Source organism: Pseudomonas sp. S2_C11 (genome assembly GCF_054668395.1).
Genome location: NZ_CP162765.1, coordinates 1,998,469 through 2,018,706 on the forward strand (window position 1 = coordinate 1,998,469; position 20,238 = coordinate 2,018,706).

Sequence of the window (20,238 nt, forward strand, 5' to 3'; positions counted from 1 at the left end):
CCATGACTCAGATTCTCGGTCACAACTACATCGGCGGTCAGCGCAGCGCCGCCGGCAGCGTCAAACTGCACTCGGTCGACGCCAGCACGGGCGATGCCCTGCCGCATGATTTCATCCAGGCCACGGCCGAAGAGGTCGATGCCGCCGCCAAGGCCGCCGCTGCGGCTTATCCGACCTATCGCAGCCTCAGCGCCGAACGTCGCGCGCAGTTCCTCGACGCAGTCGCGGATGAGCTGGATGCGCTTGGCGACGATTTCGTCGCCGTGGTCTGCCGCGAAACCGCGCTGCCGGCCGGACGCATTCAGGGCGAGCGTGGTCGCACCAGCGGGCAGATGCGTCTGTTCGCCAAAGTCCTGCGTCGCGGTGATTTCTACGGCGCACGGATCGATCTGGCACTGCCGGATCGGCAGCCGCTGCCACGTCCGGATCTGCGTCAGTACCGCATCGGCCTCGGCCCGGTCGCGGTGTTTGGTGCGAGCAACTTCCCGCTGGCGTTCTCCACTGCCGGTGGCGATACCGCAGCAGCGCTGGCCGCCGGTTGCCCGGTAGTGTTCAAGGCCCACAGCGGCCACATGGCCACCGCTGAATTGGTCGCCGACGCGATCATTCGTGCCGCAGAAAAAACCGGTATGCCCGCTGGCGTGTTCAACATGATCTACGGTGGTGGCGTCGGCGAATGGCTGGTCAAGCACCCGGCGATTCAGGCCGTTGGTTTCACTGGCTCGCTGAAGGGCGGTCGCGCTTTGTGCGACATGGCCGCTGCACGTCCGCAACCGATCCCGGTGTTCGCCGAGATGTCGAGCATCAACCCGGTGATCGTCTTGCCGCAGGCACTGGCCACGCGTTCGGAAACCGTCGCGCGCGACCTCACCGCTTCGGTGGTGCAGGGTTGCGGTCAGTTCTGCACCAATCCAGGTCTGGTCATCGGTATTCGCTCTGCGCAGTTCAGCGCGTTTGTAGAGCAAGTCGCCGCTGCGATCGGTGATCAACCGGCGCAAACCATGCTCAACGCCGGCACCCTCGGCAGCTACGGTAAAGGCCTGGAAAAGCTCCTGGCGCACAGCGGCATTGAGCATCTGGCCGGTAATCCGCAGCAGGGCAATCAGGCGCAGCCGCAGTTGTTCAAGGCCGATGTCAGCCTGTTGATCAACGGCGACGAAGTGCTACAGGAAGAAGTGTTCGGTCCGACCACAGTAATCGTCGAAGTGGCCGATCAGGCACAACTGAGCGCAGCGCTGCACGGCCTGCACGGTCAACTGACCGCGACGATCATTGGTGAGCCGTCTGACTTCGAGCAATTCGCCGAACTGACGCCGCTGCTGGAACAGAAAGTCGGGCGCATCCTGCTCAATGGTTATCCGACTGGTGTCGAAGTGTGCGATTCGATGGTGCATGGCGGCCCGTACCCGGCGACGTCCGATGCGCGCGGCACGTCAGTGGGCACGCTGGCGATCGATCGCTTCCTGCGCCCGGTGTGCTTCCAGAACTACCCGGACAGCTTGCTGCCCGAACCACTGAAAAACGCCAACCCGCTGCGGATCCAGCGCCTGGTGGATGGCAAGCCATCGCGTGAGGCGATCTAGCCAGCACCGCGATTTTTTGTGTTGATCGTTCCCACGCTCTGCGTGGGAATGCAGCCCGGGACGCTCTGCGTCCCACTGGAACGCGGAGCGTCCCTTGAGGCATTCCCACGCGGAGCGTGGGAACGATCAGACAGAGATTCCAGCAGGGGCCTCTGGATCACATTGGGCTATCATTGGCCCTTTCCCCCCTAGAAAGACTGTTTGCCATGACTGCCCAAACCCTTCTCAACGCCCTCGAACACTGCGGTATGGTCGAAATCGATGGCCTGCACGCCTTCGAATTCGCCCTCGACGAGGACGATAACCTGCACATCGAATGCATTGATGGCCGTGCAGCCAAGCACTGGGAATTCACCCCGGCGCAGGTCGCGCAAGCGACGTTCGATGAGACGCTGCAGAGCTGGCTGATCGTCGGTTACGCCAGCGACACCAAGACCACGGGCGAGCATCGTCTGGTGTGCCTCGGCGACGTAGTCAGCAGCAGCGACGATGAGGATGACAATAATGAAGATGCGTAATTTCTGGCCTTTGCTGATGGCCGGCAGCGTCGGCGCGATGGGGCTTTCCAGCGCCAGCGCCGACACCTTGCAGTTGCTGGTCGGCTCGTACACCGCCGGTTCCAGCCAGGGCATCTACCGCATGCAGTTCGACAGCGCCACCGGCCAGATCGACGCCAAGCCGCTGCAAGTGGTCAAGACCGAAAACCCTTCGTGGCTGACCCTCTCGAAAGACCAGAAGCGTTTGTTCGTGGTCAACGAAAACGGCCCGGGCCAGACCGATCCGGTCGGCCGCGTCAGCAGCTTCGCCATTGACCCGAAGACCCATGCGCTGAGCCTGATCAATCAGGTGCAGAGCCTGGGCAACGAGCCGACCCATTCCAGCCTCAGCGCTGATGCCAGACACCTGTTCGTCAGCAACTACTCAGTGATGGAAGATCCGGGCGGCACCCTGGCGGTATTGCCGGTCGATGCCGACGGCCAGTTGAAACCGGTGGTGCAGATGAGCGGCCACCCGGCCAGTCGGGTCAACCCTGAGCGTCAGGCTTCCAATCATGTGCACTCGACGGTGTCGTCGCCGGACGGGCGCTATGTGTTCTCCAATGATTTGGGAGCGGACAAGGTTTTCATCTATCAGTACGACCCGAAGGCCAATCCACACCTGCCGCTGACCCCGGCAAAAACCGCCTCGGTAGCCTTGCCGGCCGGCAGTGGCCCGCGTCATCTGCTGTTCAGCGCTGACGGCAAACACGCCTGGCTGACCATGGAGATGAGTGCACAGGTCGCGGTGTTCGACTACAAGGACGGCGTACTGACCCAGACGCAACTGGTCGATCTGGCAGCGGGCCAGCCAACCTCGGACAAAGCCGGCGCGGCGCTGCATGCTTCGGCTGACGGCAAGTTTCTCTACGTGAGCAATCGCGGCACGGCCAATCAACTCGTAGTGTTCGGCATTGATCCTGCGACCGGTCAGCTCAAAGAGCTGCAAAAGCGCTCGGTCGAGGGGGATCACCCGCGCGAGTTTGCTCTCGATCCGAGCGGTAAATTCGTCTTGATCGCCAACCAGAAGAGCAACCAGATTGTCGTCGTCGAGCGCGATACCAAGACCGGTCTGCTCGGCAAAACCGTGCAAAAACTGCCGATGGACGCGCCAAGCGATCTGAAGTTTGTAGTGCGACAATAAGCCACAGGCCCCGGTCTGCGGGGCCTGCATCGTTGTATTAATTGCACTGATATCGGCTAATGCTACAAAAGATTTCAAGCGAGCAACCCTCGAGCGTTACGTTTGTTTCACAGCCCGACCGGGCAAACCAAGCAAACGAACACGAGGGTTACCGCCATGAATTTCAATCTCTTCTCCGTCATCGCCGCTTCCGCCATTTCTGCCACCGTGGTATTGCCAGCCGGTGCCAACGTCGAAATCGCCAGCAAAAAATCCCACACCCAGAGCTACACCCAGAAATACCTGCAACAAAGCGCCAACTTCTACGCCGCACTGGATCACAAAACCCAAGCCTGAGCGCACCGTTCTCCTGTAGGAGCTGCCGAAGGCTGCGATCTTGATCGTTCCCATGCTCTGCGTGGGAACGATCAAACAAGAGATCGCAGCCTTCGGCAGCTCCTACGCGTGCGCGTAACCTGATCGTTCCCACGCTCTGCGTGGGAACGCAGCCCGGGACGCTCTGCGTCCCATTGGAACGCGGAGCGTCCCTTGAGGCATTCCCACGCGGAGCGTGGAACGATCAATCAGAAGATCGCAGCCTTCGGCAGCTCCTGTGCGCGTACGCGTTCTCCACTCATAGGTTTTCTCTCGCGGGCAAATAGAGCCGCTAAATAATCAACGAAGCTGATATTCACCATTGCAAACCCTGAGTGGTTGCTTCGGCTTTTTTGATTGATTCTGTGGCCATCGAAACCTTTGCCCACGGAGAACACCATGGCCAGCGCAATCCTCACTTCCGCCAAACGCGGCGCCTACCTGGCCATCGGTCTGTACCTGGCCGTGGTGCTGTTTGTCAGCATCGGCGCACAAATGGAACACAGCTTCGACGCCCCGATCGACGTCGCCCACCCCGGCATCCAGTTCGAACTGCGCTCGCAAAGCGCGATGGTCGACAGGGCCGAACTCGCAGGAGTCGGCGGCGCATGAAAGGCTACAGACTCTGGGTCATCGCCAGCCTCGCGCTGATGACCAACGGCGCCTCACTGTTGGGATTTGGCCAAGGCTCGGTGGGCGGCTTGGCCCGGGCCATAGAGGCCAACCACAACATCGCCCACAACATTGAAAGAGCCAACACGCTGGGGTTGATGGCCGGCAATCCACCGGTCAAGGTCGCGCTGGATTTTCTCGGGCCGTTTGAAGTGGATTGCATGGCGCTGGGCATGTGCCAAGCACTGGCCTAATGATCGTTCCCACGCTCTGCGTGGGAATGCCTCAAGGGACGCTCCGCGTTCCACTGGGACGCAGAGCGATTCCCACGCGGAGCGTGGGAACGATCAAAGGGACAGAGGGTTATTTTTTCATGATTGAGGTGAACAGGTCGGATTCGAGGAAACGCTGCAACCACACCTGCAAGCGAACATAAGGCGTCTGCGCGAACCACTCGCGATCAACGTGAGCGAACTGCCGGACGAAGGGCAGCAGGGCGATGTCGGCGAGGCTCGGATGATCGGCCAGCAAGTACTCACGTCCTTCAAGCAGCTCATCCAGTTTCTGCAGAAATAACGCACCTTCAGCCCGATAAGCTTCCATCATCGGCTGCTCAGGGTAACGCTCGGCGTACTTGTAGCGATTCAAAGCCGATTTGAAAATCTGATCATTGCCTTCAATCAGTTTCTCCATCCACAGTGCCGCGAACGAATCACCGGCCAGCAACCAATCATCCGGATCATTCTGCGCCAACGCCCAGCACATGATCTGCAGACTCTCATCAATCACCACGCCATCGGCATTCAGCACCGGCACGGTGCCCTTGGGCGAGAGCGCCAGCATCTGCGCCGGTTTGTCCTTGAGACTGACTTCGACAATCTCCACCGGCACGCCCGCATAACGCAACGCCATTCGCGCACGCATGGCGTAAGGGCAGCGGCGGAAGGAATACAGCGTGTTCATTTCACCTCCAGCGTGCTCAAACCATTGCCTTGGCGCCGCACCTGAATCTGCACAGGAATCCGTTCGTGCATTTCCTGCACATGGGAAATCACCGCCACCTTGCGTCCCTGCGCCTGCAAGCCATCGAGCGCGTCCATGGCCAGTTGCAAGGATTCCGGATCAAGGCTGCCGAAACCTTCGTCGATAAACAGCGATTCGATTTTCAGCGTGCTCGACGCCATCGAAGCCAGACCCAGCGCAAGGGCGAGCGAGACGAGGAACGTCTCGCCGCCCGACAACGAATGCACCGAGCGCAGTTCGTCGCCCATTTCCGTGTCCATCACCAGCAGGCCGAGCATGCTGCCGCCACGTTTGAGGCGATAGCGTTTGACCAGTTGGCGCAGCTGCGCGTTAGCGTGGTGCACCAGCAGGTCGAGGTTGTAGGCCTGGGCGATCTTGCGGAAGGTGTCGCCGGTGGCTGAGCCGATCAAGGCACTGAGTCGCGCCCAGCGTTGATACTCGGCGTAGGCGTCAGCGATCTGCCGGGCCAACGCCTGATTGGCGTTCTGTCGGCGCTGGTCTTCCGCCTGTTCGGCGCGCAGTTCGGCGCACTGCTGTTCGCTGACGGCGAACTGGTTTTGCAGCTCGGCGAGGGCGCTGTCCAGCTGTTCGGCGTGAAGATTGCCGTCCTGCCGGGCCTGGTGATCGAGCAGGCGCTGATCGCGCTCTTGCAACAAGACCTGGGCCTGTTCGATGGCTTTTTCGTTGTGCTGAAGGGTCTGGCGCATTTCGGCGACTTGCGCGTCGTCGAAGCGCAGCAAGTCTTCCAGGCCGCTGTCATCCAGTTCCGGATGGCTGGCGCGCCAATCGGCGATCTTGCCGGCGAGTGCCAGGTCTTCAGCTTGCAGTGCTTGCAGGCGTTCCTGTTGGGCCTTCAGCTCAGCGGCGATCTGCACCAGTTGCGTGCGCACGCTTTGCAGCTCTTCAGCCGTACTGGTTTCGGCGACGCGCGCCTGTTCCACCGCGTGTTCCAGCTGCTGCTGCCAATGCTCGGCGCTGTCGTGCTTGCCAAGTAACTGCGCGAGTTTTTCCTGACAGCTTTGCTGCTGCTCGGTCAGCGCGGTGAATTGTTGCTCGGCGCTGTGCAGTTGCTGAGTGCGCAGCTGTTGGCGATCCTGTTCTTTCTCCAACGTCTGCTGGCGTTGCTGCTGTTCGCTCAGCTCTTCCTTTTGCTGTTCGAGCTGGGCCAGACGCTCGGCGATCTGCCGATCCAACTGCATGAATGTTGCCGCCGGCTCCAGGCGCAGTGCTTCGAGGGTGTCAGCCGGCAGCAGCGGACCGAACGCGCTGAGTTCTTCTTCAAGGCGCTGACGGTCGTTGTTGAGTTCATGCTGCTGATGGCTCAGCTGTTGCGCCGCTTGCTGATACGCCACCTCGGCCTGACGCAATTGTTGCGACAAGCGCGCCGCGTCCTGTTGCAAGGTGAGCAGGGCGCTTTGCCGTTGCTCGTCTTGAGTGATGCTCTGGTTCAACTGCTCGGTCTGGCGGCTGAGCCAGGCGTCGCGTTTGTCGGCGTCCTGATTGAACAGTTGCGCGGCCAGCGGATGCGCCTCGAGGCTCGGGGCCAGGGCTTGTTGCTGCGCCGCCAGTTGTTCCTGTTGCTGCAGCAGCTCTTTCTGTTGCGCGATCACGCCACCGACTTCGCCGCGCAGCTCGATCAGTTTTTCCTTGAGCTGATCGACCACTTGCTGGGCGTTGGCCTGTTCGCTTTCATCGTGACGGCCAAGGCTTTGCAACAGCGCTTCGGGCTGATGATAGGGATGCTCGTTGCTGCCGCAGACCGGGCAGGGCTGATCGTCCTGCAACTGCGCGCGCAACTCTTCGACACTGGCACTGCGCGCCAGCCGCTGACGCTCGAGCAGTTCGCGAGTGACATTGAGGGTCTGCTCGGCGACGGTCAGTTCGGCCTTGGTTTTCACACCGTCCTGGGTCAAGCGTTCGCGTTGCTGCTGCGCGTCGAGCTGACGTTGTTGCAACTCGGCGCTGCGCTTGTCGAGATCCTGCTGAGACGCCCACAGGCGCGACAGGTCTTCAACTGCGCGCAGCTGTTTGCGGTTGTCCTGCAGCAAAGTGCCGAGCAGGCCGATCTGTTCCGCAACCGCGTCGGGCTCGGCGCCGGCCTCTTTGAACAGCACTTCCAGTTGCTGCTTGTGCGAGGCCAGTTGCTCAGCACTGCGCGCGGCGTTCTGTTCGAGGGACGCCAGTTCGCTCTGGCCCTTGTTCATGCGGTTGCCGATCAGCATCAGCTGTTGCAGACGGTCGCGATAGGCGCTCCAGGCATCGCTCAACGGCGCCAGATGCGCACTCTGCTCAAGCTCGGTGGCGATGCGTTGCAAACGCTCGGCGACCTCAGCTTGTTTTTCCTGCAAGGCCTGAATCGCGCTCTGGCCATCCTTGAACGCTTGCTCGGCGGTTTGTCGGGCTTCGGCGCTGCTGGCAGTGTCCTTGATCAGACGGGCGAGGGTGCTTTGCTCTTCGAATGCCTGACGCAGCAACGGCGCGTTTTCGCTCTGGCGTTGTTGTGCTTCGCTGAGGGCGACTTTTGCTGTATCGAGGTTTTGCGCCAGTTGCGTCTGGCGTTCGCCCAACGCGGCGTGTTGTTGGGTGTGCGCGGCAATCTGCGTCGTCAGTGGCGTCAGCAGCGCATCAAGCTCGGCCTTGCGCGCGAACTGATGGCGTTGCGGGCCAAGCTGTTCCAGACGCGTCAGCTTCACCCGCTCGCCGGCCAGTGCCTGCCATTGCTGTTGCGCGGTTTGCAGTTGTTCGCTGGCGGCTTTTTGCGCGTCCTGCAACTGACGCAAATCCTTCAGCCAACCGTGTTGTTGCTCAAGCTGTTTGAGCTGCGCCTGTTGCGCCTTCATATGTTGCTGCGCGGTGTTGAAACGCTCGTCGAGTTCGGCGCGCGCTTCCGGCGCCAAAGGCGTTACCCCGGTAGCCTGATCCTGCAACAGCTTGTGCGCTTCGCGGGCTTCTTTGGTCTTGTCGAAAGCGCGGCGGCCGAGGCGGGTGTAGAGCGCGGTGTCTGTGAGTTTTTCCAGCAGTTCACTGCGGTCGTTGTCGTCAGCCTTGAGGAACGCGCTGAACTCACTCTGCGCCAGCAGCACAGCGCGAGTGAACTGTTCAAAGTTGAGGCCCAGCGCGGCTTCCAGCTGGGTTTTGTATTCGCCTTTCTGGCTGGCGAGCAGTTGATCCTGATCGATGTCGCGCAGGCTCTGCCGACTGGCCTGGAGTTTGCCACCAGCCTTCTCGCGAGCACGATTGGCTTCCCAGCGCGCGCGATAGCGGCGGCCATCGACGCCGACAAAATCCACTTCGGCATAGCCTTCACCGGTGCCGCGTCGCAGCAAGGTGCGCGGGTCGCCAGTGGCGATTTCACCGTCAGCATCGGGGACTTTGGCATCGCGACCGGTGTTGTTCAGGCGCGGCACGGCGCCGAACAGCGCCAGACACAACGCATCAAGCAACGTGCTCTTACCAGCGCCTGTGGGGCCGGTGATCGCAAACAGACCAGCGCTGGCCAGCGGTTCGGCGGTGAAATCGATCTCGAACGGACCGGCCAGCGAGGCGAGGTTCTTCAAACGAATGGCGAGAATCTTCATGGCTGCTCGCCCTCCAGTTGCACGTCCTGCAGCAGTTCGGCGAAGTCCTTGAGCGTCTGCTCGTCGACCTCGCTGCCGTAATTGTCGAGCCAGGCGCGGCTGAACAATTCCTGCGGGGTGAGCTGGTCGAGTTCGATCAACGTGCTGCCGTCATCGCTGCCATCGGCGCCACGATTGCCGGCGTATTCAGCGGCGATGCGCACCAGTCGCACGGCTTTGCCTTGCAGTGCGGTTTCCACTTGATGGCGCAGATCCGGCTGCGGCTCATCCAGGCGCACGCGCACTTCGAGCCAGGGCTGGCGCTGGGTTTCGGCGAGCAGATCGATGTTCGGCAGGTCGGCCAGTTGCAGCAGAATCTCGGCCAGCGGTGCCGGGCCGATGCGTTGCAGATTGACCGAGCGCGGGATCAGTTTCGGCTCGACGCTGACCAGGGTTTCACCCTCGAGGACCACATCGAGAATCTGATGCTGATAACCGATTTCGGAGAACGACAGCGGAATCGGCGAGCCGCTGTAGCGAATGCGCTCCTCGCCGTTGACCTTCTGCGGCTTGTGCAAATGGCCGAGGGCGACGTAACTGATGCTTTCGCCGAACAGGCTGGCGGGCAGCGCTTCGGCATTGCCGATGATCAGGCTGCGCTCGGAATCCTCCGACACCGAGCCCCCGGCCATGTGCGCGTGGCTGATAGCGATCAACGCCTGCCCGGGTTGACGCTTGGCATTCGCCGCCGCGATCAGCCATTCATGCACCTGACCGATGCCGCGCAGATAGTTGTCACCCAGATGCGCGCCAGTGACTTCCGCCGGGCGCAAAAACGGCAGCGCCAGACACCACGCGGCGATTTCTCCTTGGGCATTCGGCAGCGGCAGCAGCAGGCGCTCGGCATCGAGTTGCCCGTCATCCAGCCACAAGACCCGACCCAACGCGTGAGTGCGCAAACGCCGCATCAACGGCGCCGGCAGCTCGATCCGCGAGCCGGAATCATGGTTGCCGGCGATCATCACGATGGTCAGCAACGGCTGCTGTTCGTGAGCGCTGACGATGAAGTCGTAAAGGCGTTCCTGAGCTTTGACCGGCGGATTGACCGTATCGAAGATATCGCCGGCAATCAGCAGCACATCCGGCTGCGCCAAGTGCAACTGGCGCAGCAGCCATTCGAGAAAACACGCGTGCTCGAAATCGCGCTCCTGGCCGTGCAGGTTTTGCCCAAGGTGCCAGTCGGAGGTGTGGAACAGACGCAAGGTGGACTCCGCATTTTGATCAAGAGGGTGGCCGCGAAGAAGAACGGGCGGCGAAAGGAGGGGAGTTTACTGGCAAATCACGCCCCTTGCCTTGTCGCGTGTCTGCTTGCACCGGCAGCGGCGAATATTTCGGTAATCGGCCGATGCGGGTGGCGTCTGTGCATCTGCCGCACCAGCTCGCTCATCCGCAACAACTCTTCGCTCGGCTTGGCCCATTGCTCTTTCGGCAATGGCTCGGACCATTCGCGCATGACTTCCGGCACCGCCTGCTTGCCGATTCTTTCCAGCCGACGAATTTCCCATTCGAGCAGACGGTTGGGAATCGTCCATAGGGTCATGACGTGATACAGGTACCAGAAGAACCCCGACAACCGCGAGCGGCGGCCTTCATGGATCTCCTGATGCATCCGCGCGCGGGCATTGTGGAATGTATGCAGGCCTTCGTGGGGTGGGTCGTCCGGGCCTTGCAGATCCTGCAAATCCTGAATCGATTTGAGGTCGTTGACCTCGTACTCCATGTAACCGCGAATCGCTTCCCAATGGCTGATCGCGAGCTCCAGGCCGGCGCATTGGAATTCCTGGCTTATGAGGGTTTCACCTTGGTAGAAACCGATGCCCATACCGTATTGGCGATGGATCCCGAACTGGGTGGCGCCCTTGGCTTCGATGATCCACGCGCTGAGCGACTCCCACGGGACAAAAACCGGCTCGGTGGCGCCTTCGGGCATGAAGCAGACTTCGCGGCGTTGGCGGTTGAAGCGGGTTGGGATGAGGGAGAGGCGTTTTTTGTGGACGTGGTGCCAGACGCCCAGGCCGATACCCAAGGCCATAAAACCCGTTAATAACGCCAATTTGTAAAGGGCAAGAAAAACACCCTCAATAATTTCCTGAATAAACTCCCAGTTATCTCCAAACATGAGCCCAATAAAGCCTCCCACCAGTGGATATAGAAACGCGATCATGAATGTGCCACTGAACGGTCCTCCTAAAGTCATCTGCCACATGAATACCTGCGGGTTTCCCAACCCGAAGTCCATGTAAACACTGTTTAGTACCCCTATATGAGGCCCGTAGGGTGGCGTTTGTGTTGGTAATGGCAAGGGCGCGAGATAGGTAATTTTTCCACTCGGAAACGGCTCTACATCGCCCGCTTTTCTGATCACCTCACATTGCGCATCAACAAGAGGCTCATTGTGATTATTCAGCATGGTCAGCCCTTTCGAGGTATTGATTTTCAACCAGCAGAACCATCGGGTTTTCCTTGAACGAGCCGGTAGCAACCACTGAGAAATGGCCGTCACCCCGAGGGTCTCTCGCCTCGGCCAACATCAACCGAAACATCCGCATCCAACGCGGTCCTCTGTGGGAGCGAGCCTGCTCGCGAAGGCGCGCAAACAGGCAAAAAACCTCCCTCCCTCTGGTCACAAAACTGCTCTGCATCAGTCCACAGCCCGCCTGCAAACCTCAGCGAAAATCTGCGTAATCGGCCGATGCGGCTGGCGCTTGTGCATCTGCCGCACTTGTTCGCTTAGTCGCAACAGCTCTTCACTGGGCTTGGCCCATTGCTCTTTAGGCAGCGGCTCGGACCAGGCGCGCATGACTTCCGGCAGCGCCTGCTTGCCGATTCTTTCGAGTCGGCGCACTTCCCATTCGACCAAACGGTTGGGAACCGTCCATAAAGTCATGACGTGATACAGGTACCAAAAAAATCCCGACAACCGCGAGCGGCGGCCTTCACGGATCTGCTGATGCATCCGCGCCCGGGCGTTACGAAAAGTGTGCAGGCCTTCGTGGGGCGGGTCGTCCGGGCCTTGCAGGTCTTGCAGGTCCTGAATCGATTTGAGGTCGTTGACTTCGTACTCCATGTAACCGCGAATCGCCTCCCAATGGCTGATCGCGAGCTCCAGGCCGGCGCATTGGAATTCCTGGCTTATGAGGGTTTCACCTTGGTAGAAACCGATGCCCATGCCGTATTGGCGATGGATGCCGAACTGGGTGGCACCCTTGGCTTCGATGATCCAGGCGGACAGCGATTCCCATGGGACGAAGACAGGTTCGGTGGCGCCTTCGCGCATGAAGCAGACTTCGCGGCGTTGACGGTTGAAGCGGGTTGGGATGAGGGTGGCGCGGGTTTTGTGGACGTGGTGCCAGACGCCTAGGCCAATAAACAAGGCAATTAAACCCGTTGAGAAAGCCAATTTGTAAATGGCAAAAAAAATACCCTCAATGACTTCTTTAATGAACTCCCAGCTATCACCTAACAGAAGTCCTATAAACCCTCCCATCAGTGGATATAGGAACGCGATCATTAATGTGCCGCTGAATGGTCCGCCTAAAATGACTTGCCAAGAAAAAACCTCCAGTGTCCCTAAACCGAAATCCATATAAACGTCATTCAGTTCACCAATATGCCGACCGTAAGCTGGCATTGATGTTGGTAATGGCAAGGGCGCGAGATAGGTAATTTTTCCGCTCGGAAACGCCTCAATGTCACCGGCCTTTCTAGGCTGTTGAAGCGGGCGAATTGTTAATGGATCATCGTGATTATTCAGCATGGTCAGCTCTTTCTAACAGGTGAGCCTCAACCAGCAAAACTGGAGGTTTTTCTTTGACCTGTTGAGGAGTAACAACCCCAAAATGACCCTCACCACGCGGATCTAGGTGAATGACGCGAGTTCGAGATGCCCATTCACCTTTTTCATTCAATGTCTGAACGCACACAGCCAATTCCAGCGTTTCTTTCGCGGGAACAAATTCCGACCCGAGGCCCGCTGGATACTGGAGACAAAGTATCAGTCCTTCTGGGCTGGACTTCACGATGCGCAGGCTGCTTAAAATCTCGTCACTAATGACATCTCGCTGCTCTCGTGGTGCTCCTCGACTGTGCAGCGGAATTGAAATGCGGTGCGCGCCGATACCTAAACGGGAGGTTGGGTTGCCGCCAAACGGAGGCAGCAGATCATTCAGCGTTAGGGTCGGCAATGCTAAGTGAATATCGCTGGGTTTGGCTTTGAATAACAGATCCTTCAGCCAAGAGTCGTACAGATTTGGGCCAAGCTGCGCGTAAGGTGCGTGAATTAAAAAAGCCAGATAACTTTGATAGTCATCAAGTGAGTGGTCGCCACGCATCTCGCTATCCCTACTCCACGGTGTGATTTTCAACCATTTATCGTGAGCACTGATGTTGTAGCGGCTGTACAGCCAGCTGCCGCCCAGCTCTAGAACGGTAAAAAGTGCTCCAGCGAGATTGAAGCGGAAAAAGACGGTGGATAAACGTGTGCCAGCAGCGGCCCAAGCAGCTCTTCGAGCGGCATTACTTGACGCCTTCAATACCTTGAATGTGGAGTGGACAGTGTTGGTCAAACCATAGCTAGTAGTTGATGTCATGCCACCAGCTCCCATCGTCGCCAATGCAGCTGCGCTTTGCGCCGAATGATTTCCACTGCGAACCGCCTGTTCCCAGTTTTTGCGCTGCGTGACAAAACTGTTCGTAGAAGAAGCCAACCCTGACAAATATGTAAAAAAACCCAATCCCACATGCAATTTCCCCATCTGCACGTGCACGGTCTGCAAGGCATGGAGCTGAACGCTTGCCACTAGAGAAGCGCAGCGAACTTTTAACGCCGTATCAGCAAGACTTTGTGCGGCACTAAATCCCGCCGCTCCCGTTGCAGCGACTGAATTCATCAACGAGGTCCACACTCTTTCATTTACAGCCTGCCTGCGCAGCTCCCGATAAACCCCCACCAAATTCACCACCTGCACCATCACCACCAACAACCCCATCCCCTCCGTCCGCACCAGACTCGCCTTCGAAACCCCCGCCACTCCCGCGCGAATGTTCTCCAGCAACCCTCGCAATTCCCCGTGCTGCGCCGGCGGAAACACCACCGTCACGCCCGCTTTCGCCGGGGTGGCGCCATACAGCCGTGCCGAGCGATCCGGCAGTTCGTCAATCGGGCTTAGCGCTGCCGCAAGGCGGCCTTCGAACAAGGCCAGTTGCGTGCGCACGCGGACGATTTCTTCCTGCAATTCCATCGCCCGGGCGGTTTTGTGGCCTTGGCGGTTTTTATTGTGGGTGAGCTGGTTGCGTTCGCGGTTGAGGGTTTTCAGGTAGTCGCGTTCGCGCAGCACTTCCTTGATCGTGGCTTGCAGCGCCGCTTGTTCCGCCGGGGTGGATACGGTGAAGGTCACGCCGCTGGTTCGCGCGGCGTCGAAGACGCGCAGGCGCAGGGCTTTGGGCAGGCGCTGGAACAGTTCGTCGAGGTCGGGGATTTTCTCGCCGGCGAGATCAAAGCCTTCCAGCGCCCGGCTCAGGCCGAGGTTCAGCGCCGGGCTGTAGGTGTCCTGCACCGCATCGGCGAGGACGCGGCTGTGTGCCGGCAGATCGTCGAGGGCCGGCAACTGCGGATGCTCGATGCTCTGCAATTTGGCCAGCCAGTCCGGCAGGTTGTTGAACATCGCCATGCCGGCGTTGAACAGCGTTGAATATTGCCCGGCCTGTTCGGTCTGCAAGCGCAGCGGCAAGGTGTAGAACAGCGGGCGGGTCAGTTGCGGGTGTTGCTCGAGGTAACCGAGCATTTGCTCATTGGCCGCGTCGCTGCGGCCGATGTCCTTGAGGCAGGCGTATTCGCTGGCGAGCGCCTGATCGATCTGCACTTGCCCGTCGAAATACCACGCCGAGCGATGGAAACGCCCGGCGCACAGCAATTGCGCGCGGTCGGCGGTGATGCGTTCGAGCAGGCGATTCCAGCGTCCGAGGTTGTCGCGATGATTGTTCAGCACCTCGTCCATGGCCGGGCGGTCGATCAGGTCGTTGATGCCGCGTTTGCCGCTGAGCAACGGGCCGTCGAGCACGTCTCTCATGCGTCGGTTCTGATCCTTGCCGAGGTCGACCAGTGTGTTCAGATGACGCTCGACGAAATCGGCCGGGGCCACTTCAGCAAAATATTCGCGGGTGTAAAAGCGCCGATCTGCCTCGGCGGTGACGCGAGCGTGCGCGGTGAAATCCGGGGCAATGCCGTCGAAGCGGTTCAGCGCCAATGACTCGTCCAGTGCCTTTTCGCGAAGCTGTTGCAACTCAGGCGTGGCTTCGACTGCAACTGGCTCGACCTCACCACCTTTGTTCAGATAGTCGAGCAGCGCCTGCCGGGTATTTTCCCGATTAGGCTCGGGCAATTGCTCCAGTTCAGCGAACAATGCCTGGGCGCGCGGATCGTCGCTGGCCTTGGCCAAAGTGTCGAAGTCCTGAGATCCGAGCTGGCTCAGCGACTCGATGTAACTGGCCAGCAGGTAGTCGCGCTCGTTGTTGTCGGTGTTGCTCCACTGCTCGATCCAGCCGACCACCAGGTCCTGATAATCAGCCAGATCACGCATCACCCCGAGGTCGTCGTTGACCAGCAGAAACAGCGTGTCGTCCTGATAAGGTCCGCGCACCCGCCCGAGAAATTCGCCGATATGCGCCTCGCGAAAACGTCGCGGGTTTTCCCACAGATAGGGTTCACGCTCGTGCTCCGGCGCGTCGCTGACCTGCACCGCCGGCATCCGCGTGGCGTCGGCCTCGGCCAGCGGTTTCGCTGTGCAGGCCACTTCCGCCAGCCACTGTTTCGCCTGAGCCACGGTGAGCAAATGCTCGCCGCCGATCAGACAATGCACCGGGCCGAGATCGACCGCCTGCATGAAGTGCTCGCGTTCCTCCGCACTGTCCAGCACCTGTCGGCACTTCGCCGCGCTCAACTGCACGTCGGCGAAGGTCACGTAAAGGGTGCTTTTGCGCGAAAAGATCAACGCCGGACGTTCTTCGATGGCGCTGCGCTGATCCTCACTGACGCTTTTGCCGCGATGCAGCAATGCGCTGATGACACCTTCCAGCACGCGGTATTCGTAGAGCTCACCGCTGAGACTGTCGGCGATGTACAGCCAGCCGTCGCGCAGGCGGCGGATGCCCATGGGGCGCGTGGTCAGAGTGTACGGCAGCGTGATTTCGGTGCTGGGGTCGAAGGGTTTTTCCACCAGGCCGTACGCGAGGGGCAACAGTTGCACGTGGGTGTTGCGCAAGGGGCAGGCGGCTGGCGCACCAATGGGCGCTTTCGAGGCGGCAGCTGCCGCGAGGTTGGCGGGGTGCATCATTGAGCACATTTTCCTGTGTCTGTTTGTGACGGAGAAATGTGCGTGTATCTGAAAAACGACAGCAGTCAGATCTTTCTGTGTTTTGCGTAGGAATCGAACACTCGGGATGAAACCTACGAGGGATCGACTGAAATCTTACAGAGGTTACTTCGGATGAATCGTGAGTAGCTCGAAATGCGTACCCGCGGTCGCCAACCGACGCAGGGCAAACAGAGCCTTTAACAGGCGCATTGCCCGAGGATACGGGCTGTACCGCTCATCGAAACCGATTGTTCAACCCATCCAATGATTGACGCCAAAATAGTGGCCACTTAATATCATGCCGGATGATGCGCCATTGTAGAGACGCCAGCGACTCTTTGCGCTCATCCGCGCCGCTGTCCGGCCGAGCATGGCACCTGATCAGATCGATTATTGCCCGTTACAGGATCTTCTACATGGACGTTCGTCGTACGTATTCCTCGCGCACCAGTCTCCTGCCCCTGTGGGCGAACTCATCAGTTCATTGGCATGCCCAAGCGCGGACAGACGTTCCTGCTGGCAAACATCATGGTCTTGCAGCCACTATGAGCGCAGGCCGATGGCCTCGTCGTTGCCAATCCCAGTATCTCGCTGGATCGTGCGGGTAATGGAGCAGAACCAGGGACAAACCAAGTTCTGATAAACAGAGATCTGTCCCCCAGGTCCCCTACGGCGGAAAATCGTGTCTGGAGCCCATGCAATGCATCTGATCAACTCTTTACCCTTCGTCATCGACACTGAACCCTATGACGCGTGGAAGCAGCAATGGGCAAATCAGGAAGGCCTGGATATTCATTCGTATATCAACGACCAATGCCACCCGGAACAGATATTGATGTTTTCCACGTTGCTGTTCCCGACGTTCATCGTGTCTGAGGGAGGCGTCTTCCTCGAGCGAAATTTTTCACACGAAGCGTTCGCGCGCTGCGTGAACCTGGCCGCTGGCGACATGGCGGAGGTTGAGCTGCTTATGAATTGTGTGAAGATTTATGATGTTTTTGGCCAATACGGAAATGGTGTATCGCCCAGAATATTTCTTCAGCTGTGCGAGATGATCGGGTTTGCCTGGCGAATGGTGCTGAAGGAGAAATTCCCGGACACATTATTCACTGTCGAGGTGTCGAACTCGGATGAGGATTACGGCCCGGTGGTTACGTTTTGTCAGGTGAAACAATGATTGATCCCATTCCCAATGCTCGCTGATAAAAGATTTTTTGTCTTGATGTGCCCGTCTCAAGACCGTGTGCGAGCAGTTACTTTTCTTGAGTTGAGCCACCAATACAATGCCTAAATTTTCCTGTGTGTGCGGTCAGATAATCAATTTGTCTCATGGTACGTCCGAGTCAGAATATTCGATGGTTGCCGAGCGAAAGATAGATGAGCTGGGTGCTGCCTTGGCAGATCGTTGGTTGTCAGAGGAAGAGTTCTATCAGCAGATAGGAGCGGGTGCTACTACTGTTTATCGATGCAATAAATGCGAACGACTACATATTGATCAAGGTGGCGGTAAATTTTCTTCCTATACCAAGGAAGTACGTTAGGGCGCGCCCACATGCGTTGCGGGGAAAGAGTAGAAACTGGATTGTTCGCCAGCAAGAGGCTTCAAATGGACTTTTCAATTGCGGAATACGGATTGGTCGGCCCCCTGAATGGAAAACTGTCCAGAGCTCAAGTGCGCGAAATTCTGGGAGCCGGTTTCGAAGTGTTCTGGAAAACAGCTGACTCCTTGAATACTACGGATGCTTATTTTCAGCTCGACCTTCATGTCTACTACGACGCGCGCGATATGGTTAAAGGGGTAGAGTTTTTCGAAAGAAGCACGGTGTCCTGGAACGGCCACAGGCTGGTAGGCGAAACATCCTCGGACGTGTTGGCTTTGTTTCGTCGCCACGGTATTGATCCCGTCATTGACGATGACGGATTTGAAGTCGGTGAGTTGGGTATGGGGTTCTATGTTGACGATGACGACGACTTGATCACCACTTTATATATCAGTCTGCGTCGCGAAAACTCATTCAATGGTGTCGTGCCCTTGCAGGAGGCATAGATGATCATCTGCCCAAGATGTCAGCAGGATTACATTGTCTGTGCCCATGTCAACGCCACTGGGAAAGAGTTATTCATGTGCCCAGAGTGCGACGCTACCTGGTTTTCAATTGAGGCGATCGGCGTTGCGCCTTTTCTGGATTTTGGGACTTATATGGAAAGCATAGGCTTGTCGATGCTATGGGGCGAGTTGGACATTGTTTCCGGTTCAGAAGACTCAAGAAATGACAGTGTATGATCCGGCAATGAAGTGAGGTTGTTATGAAGGAGTTGTTCGGTCAGCCATACCGCCAGTCAGACCCTTATTGGATTGTCAAAGGGTATTTCGACAGGATGTATGATGATGGCCGTTTCATCGAGGCGGCCGGCTATATTGTGAGGCGTTGGGGGTTCAGTGTTGATGGAGCATACTGTAACTTCCCTGATGTAAATAGCTCATTTGAAGAGGGCCATTTCGAAGGAGTGGAGTTTTCTTATGGGTATCCCTCTAGCGATGCAGACACAATTATTATCAGTGAAGAGGTCTGCATGGAATACCTTCGGCTAGCTTGTGATAAATACCTGCAGCGTCATCCTGAAAATAAGGCGGAAGTCGATGTTCTCTTGAGTGAGAGCCATGTCTGATAAGTAAAAATGTGCCATTTGTCCAGCGCAGCCAAAAGTTATCCGGTCAAGAGAAAGTTGAAGGATGAAAGATTTAGAGTCAGTAAAGAAACTGATTATCCAATTGGTGAAAGATAAAGCCGGTGATTTTGATGGTGGCAGTTGGGAAGCTGATTACAAGCTGAACTGGGAAGACGAGTTAGCGGAAAGGCTAGCAAACGCTTTCTACAATATGTCCAGAGCGGCATCCGCCAAAGAAAATACAGATGATGTCATGTTGAAAGCCGCGTTGCTGAATTCACGAACGGACTTCATGGATCTCGCCAATTTTTTCAGGGATATTTTCGACGATTTGGATGCACTGCTGCGCAAGCCAGTCTGGCCGGATATTCCAGAAGGATTTGATTATCAGGGCTACCACCAGTGAGTTATCCATAGGTGCAGAATGCGACGACATCGGGTCTTTAGTAAGGGGCGCGGGCGTCAAGCGTGACCATCTTGGAAGGACTCGCGCATCTTTCTTGGTTCAGGAGATCCCGGAAAAGATGACAATGGTATTTAGTTTTTTAAGTCGCGGTGATCTCGGATTGATTCACGCTGGCATGTCCCGAGAAGAATCAAGGAAGGCGCTTGGTGATCGGTTTGAGGCGTTTTACAAAGCCGAATATTCGACAGTACCGACCGACGCTTACGATGATTTAGGCGTGCACGTTTACTTTGATGAGCGCTACCGGGTCTTTGGCGTTGAGTTTTTGAAATGGAGTGAGCTTGTTTGGGACAACCAGAAACTGGTCGGTGAGAATGCGCTTGTGGTTCGACAGTTTTTGGCCAAGCGAGGAGAGGTTCTGGTTTTCAATAATTCAGGCTTCAGTGTCACTGGCGTGGGTTTAAGGTTTTATGTGCCTGATTTCGGGGAAAACGACGCCATCGTTGAGGCTGTCTATGTAGAAGTTGGTGGCGCATGAGGAGAGGCGCGGGAAACAAATAGCTTATGGATTGGACATCTCAGAGGAACTCAGCTTCAGTCGCAATCTGGAGGTTTTACAGTGATTACCGAAGACATAAAGATCGTCCAAGAGATCTTCCAGGTGGTCGAAGCCGGCATCGTCCATGGCTATGACGCGTTCCGTTATGGCGTGGAGTTGGGGGAGGGCTACATCGAGACGGAGCTGTGCGTTGAGAAAGATGGCGTCGAGGACTGGAACGCTGAAACTGATATTAACGGGGCGATTATCCTTCGTTTGGTCGACCAGCTTCAGGAAAACGCAGTCAAGCGTGGCGAGCCATGGAAGTCATTCGTCCTCTCCTATCGAGAAGGCGAACAAGTCAAAACGAAATTCGAGTATTGATTCCGGACTTTCCGATCAA

19 protein-coding genes and 1 pseudogene are annotated in these 20,238 nt (G+C 57.7%); 13 read left to right on the plus strand and 7 right to left on the minus strand.

The window, feature by feature from the left end:
• Positions 1–2 precede the first annotated feature (2 nt).
• The 4 genes from AB4N48_RS09240 to AB4N48_RS09255 all read left to right on the plus strand — a co-directional run bounded on the left by AB4N48_RS09240 (position 3) and on the right by AB4N48_RS09255 (position 3,599).
• Positions 3–1,583 (plus strand): aldehyde dehydrogenase (NADP(+)), encoded by a 1,581-nt coding sequence (locus AB4N48_RS09240; protein WP_460095213.1) that lies wholly within the window; start codon positions 3–5, stop codon positions 1,581–1,583.
• 206 nt (positions 1,584–1,789) lie between these two features.
• Entirely contained in the window at positions 1,790–2,101 is a 312-nt protein-coding gene (locus AB4N48_RS09245) for a DUF5629 family protein (RefSeq protein ID WP_110645651.1), read from the plus strand.
• The gene (locus tag AB4N48_RS09250) at positions 2,088–3,263 is read left to right on the plus strand and encodes a lactonase family protein (protein ID WP_056789423.1); all 1,176 of its coding nucleotides are present in this window, start codon (positions 2,088–2,090) and stop codon (positions 3,261–3,263) included. The genes AB4N48_RS09245 and AB4N48_RS09250 overlap by 14 nt, the downstream gene beginning before the upstream one ends.
• Before the next feature lie 156 nt (positions 3,264–3,419).
• Positions 3,420–3,599, plus strand: a complete 180-nt coding sequence (locus AB4N48_RS09255; protein ID WP_016775003.1) for a hypothetical protein — start codon at positions 3,420–3,422, stop codon at positions 3,597–3,599.
• A gap of 227 nt (positions 3,600–3,826) precedes the next feature.
• Here the strand turns inward: AB4N48_RS09255 and AB4N48_RS09260 are convergent, their stop codons facing one another.
• A complete protein-coding gene (locus tag AB4N48_RS09260) occupies positions 3,827–4,018 on the minus strand; it encodes a hypothetical protein (RefSeq protein WP_353189003.1) in 192 nt (63 codons plus the stop codon).
• Between AB4N48_RS09260 and AB4N48_RS09265 the strand changes: the two genes are divergently transcribed.
• Both AB4N48_RS09265 and AB4N48_RS09270 read left to right on the plus strand, forming a co-directional pair.
• Complete coding sequence (locus AB4N48_RS09265) at positions 4,017–4,229, plus strand: hypothetical protein (protein ID WP_039763920.1); 213 nt, start codon at positions 4,017–4,019, stop codon at positions 4,227–4,229. The two genes, AB4N48_RS09260 and AB4N48_RS09265, sit on opposite strands and share 2 nt — an antisense overlap.
• Positions 4,226–4,483, plus strand: coding sequence for a hypothetical protein (locus AB4N48_RS09270; RefSeq protein WP_056789426.1), 258 nt, complete (start codon positions 4,226–4,228; stop codon positions 4,481–4,483). Before AB4N48_RS09265 ends, AB4N48_RS09270 begins: the two co-directional genes overlap by 4 nt.
• Before the next feature lie 109 nt (positions 4,484–4,592).
• Here the strand turns inward: AB4N48_RS09270 and AB4N48_RS09275 are convergent, their stop codons facing one another.
• The 6 genes and pseudogenes from AB4N48_RS09275 to AB4N48_RS09300 form a co-directional block, all read right to left on the minus strand.
• Positions 4,593–5,192, minus strand: a complete 600-nt coding sequence (locus tag AB4N48_RS09275) for a glutathione S-transferase (protein ID WP_460095216.1) — start codon at positions 5,190–5,192, stop codon at positions 4,593–4,595.
• The gene (locus tag AB4N48_RS09280) at positions 5,189–8,830 is read right to left on the minus strand and encodes an AAA family ATPase (RefSeq protein WP_460095218.1); all 3,642 of its coding nucleotides are present in this window, start codon (positions 8,828–8,830) and stop codon (positions 5,189–5,191) included. Before AB4N48_RS09280 ends, AB4N48_RS09275 begins: the two co-directional genes overlap by 4 nt.
• A complete protein-coding gene (locus AB4N48_RS09285) occupies positions 8,827–10,071 on the minus strand; it encodes an exonuclease SbcCD subunit D C-terminal domain-containing protein (protein WP_256810092.1) in 1,245 nt (414 codons plus the stop codon). Before AB4N48_RS09285 ends, AB4N48_RS09280 begins: the two co-directional genes overlap by 4 nt.
• A 77-nt stretch (positions 10,072–10,148) precedes the next feature.
• A complete protein-coding gene (locus tag AB4N48_RS09290; protein ID WP_315434762.1) occupies positions 10,149–11,309 on the minus strand; it encodes a hypothetical protein in 1,161 nt (386 codons plus the stop codon).
• Positions 11,310–11,510: 201 nt separating this feature from the next.
• Complete coding sequence (locus AB4N48_RS09295; protein WP_252886334.1) at positions 11,511–12,626, minus strand: SoxR reducing system RseC family protein; 1,116 nt, start codon at positions 12,624–12,626, stop codon at positions 11,511–11,513.
• A 3,163-nt stretch (positions 12,627–15,789) separates the two neighbouring features.
• Positions 15,790–16,209: pseudogene (locus AB4N48_RS09300) on the minus strand (toxin VasX); the annotation flags it as partial.
• A 712-nt stretch (positions 16,210–16,921) separates the two neighbouring features.
• Here AB4N48_RS09300 and AB4N48_RS09305 point away from each other — a divergent pair.
• The 7 genes from AB4N48_RS09305 (at position 16,922) to AB4N48_RS09335 (ending at position 20,219) form a co-directional block, all read left to right on the plus strand.
• A complete protein-coding gene (locus AB4N48_RS09305) occupies positions 16,922–17,398 on the plus strand; it encodes a hypothetical protein (RefSeq protein WP_252867737.1) in 477 nt (158 codons plus the stop codon).
• Between the two features lie 429 nt (positions 17,399–17,827).
• Entirely contained in the window at positions 17,828–18,268 is a 441-nt protein-coding gene (locus AB4N48_RS09310) for a hypothetical protein (protein WP_252867736.1), read from the plus strand.
• Entirely contained in the window at positions 18,269–18,505 is a 237-nt protein-coding gene (locus tag AB4N48_RS09315) for a hypothetical protein (protein WP_252867735.1), read from the plus strand.
• Positions 18,506–18,528: 23 nt separating this feature from the next.
• A complete protein-coding gene (gene cdiI, locus AB4N48_RS09320; protein ID WP_406226722.1) occupies positions 18,529–18,891 on the plus strand; it encodes a ribonuclease toxin immunity protein CdiI in 363 nt (120 codons plus the stop codon).
• A 64-nt stretch (positions 18,892–18,955) separates the two neighbouring features.
• Complete coding sequence (locus AB4N48_RS09325) at positions 18,956–19,297, plus strand: hypothetical protein (RefSeq protein WP_252884345.1); 342 nt, start codon at positions 18,956–18,958, stop codon at positions 19,295–19,297.
• 118 nt (positions 19,298–19,415) lie between these two features.
• Positions 19,416–19,835, plus strand: coding sequence for a hypothetical protein (locus AB4N48_RS09330; RefSeq protein ID WP_236169867.1), 420 nt, complete (start codon positions 19,416–19,418; stop codon positions 19,833–19,835).
• An 81-nt stretch (positions 19,836–19,916) separates the two neighbouring features.
• The gene (locus AB4N48_RS09335; RefSeq protein WP_122087874.1) at positions 19,917–20,219 is read left to right on the plus strand and encodes a hypothetical protein; all 303 of its coding nucleotides are present in this window, start codon (positions 19,917–19,919) and stop codon (positions 20,217–20,219) included.
• Positions 20,220–20,238: the final 19 nt, after the last annotated feature.

Coding starts and splice junctions, on each gene's coding strand:
- AB4N48_RS09265 (WP_039763920.1), top strand. CDS start 4,017: ATGGCCAGCGCAATCCTCACTTCCGCCAAACGCGGCGCCTACCTGGCC.
- AB4N48_RS09275 (WP_460095216.1), bottom strand. CDS start 5,192: ATGAACACGCTGTATTCCTTCCGCCGCTGCCCTTACGCCATGCGTGCG.
- AB4N48_RS09260 (WP_353189003.1), bottom strand. CDS start 4,018: ATGGTGTTCTCCGTGGGCAAAGGTTTCGATGGCCACAGAATCAATCAA.
- AB4N48_RS09325 (WP_252884345.1), top strand. CDS start 18,956: ATGAAAGATTTAGAGTCAGTAAAGAAACTGATTATCCAATTGGTGAAA.
- AB4N48_RS09245 (WP_110645651.1), top strand. CDS start 1,790: ATGACTGCCCAAACCCTTCTCAACGCCCTCGAACACTGCGGTATGGTC.
- cdiI (WP_406226722.1), top strand. CDS start 18,529: ATGAAGGAGTTGTTCGGTCAGCCATACCGCCAGTCAGACCCTTATTGG.
- AB4N48_RS09330 (WP_236169867.1), top strand. CDS start 19,416: ATGACAATGGTATTTAGTTTTTTAAGTCGCGGTGATCTCGGATTGATT.
- AB4N48_RS09315 (WP_252867735.1), top strand. CDS start 18,269: ATGATCATCTGCCCAAGATGTCAGCAGGATTACATTGTCTGTGCCCAT.
- AB4N48_RS09280 (WP_460095218.1), bottom strand. CDS start 8,830: ATGAAGATTCTCGCCATTCGTTTGAAGAACCTCGCCTCGCTGGCCGGT.
- AB4N48_RS09305 (WP_252867737.1), top strand. CDS start 16,922: ATGCATCTGATCAACTCTTTACCCTTCGTCATCGACACTGAACCCTAT.
- AB4N48_RS09295 (WP_252886334.1), bottom strand. CDS start 12,626: ATGCTGAATAATCACGATGATCCATTAACAATTCGCCCGCTTCAACAG.
- AB4N48_RS09270 (WP_056789426.1), top strand. CDS start 4,226: ATGAAAGGCTACAGACTCTGGGTCATCGCCAGCCTCGCGCTGATGACC.
- AB4N48_RS09255 (WP_016775003.1), top strand. CDS start 3,420: ATGAATTTCAATCTCTTCTCCGTCATCGCCGCTTCCGCCATTTCTGCC.
- AB4N48_RS09250 (WP_056789423.1), top strand. CDS start 2,088: ATGAAGATGCGTAATTTCTGGCCTTTGCTGATGGCCGGCAGCGTCGGC.
- AB4N48_RS09310 (WP_252867736.1), top strand. CDS start 17,828: ATGGACTTTTCAATTGCGGAATACGGATTGGTCGGCCCCCTGAATGGA.
- AB4N48_RS09240 (WP_460095213.1), top strand. CDS start 3: ATGACTCAGATTCTCGGTCACAACTACATCGGCGGTCAGCGCAGCGCC.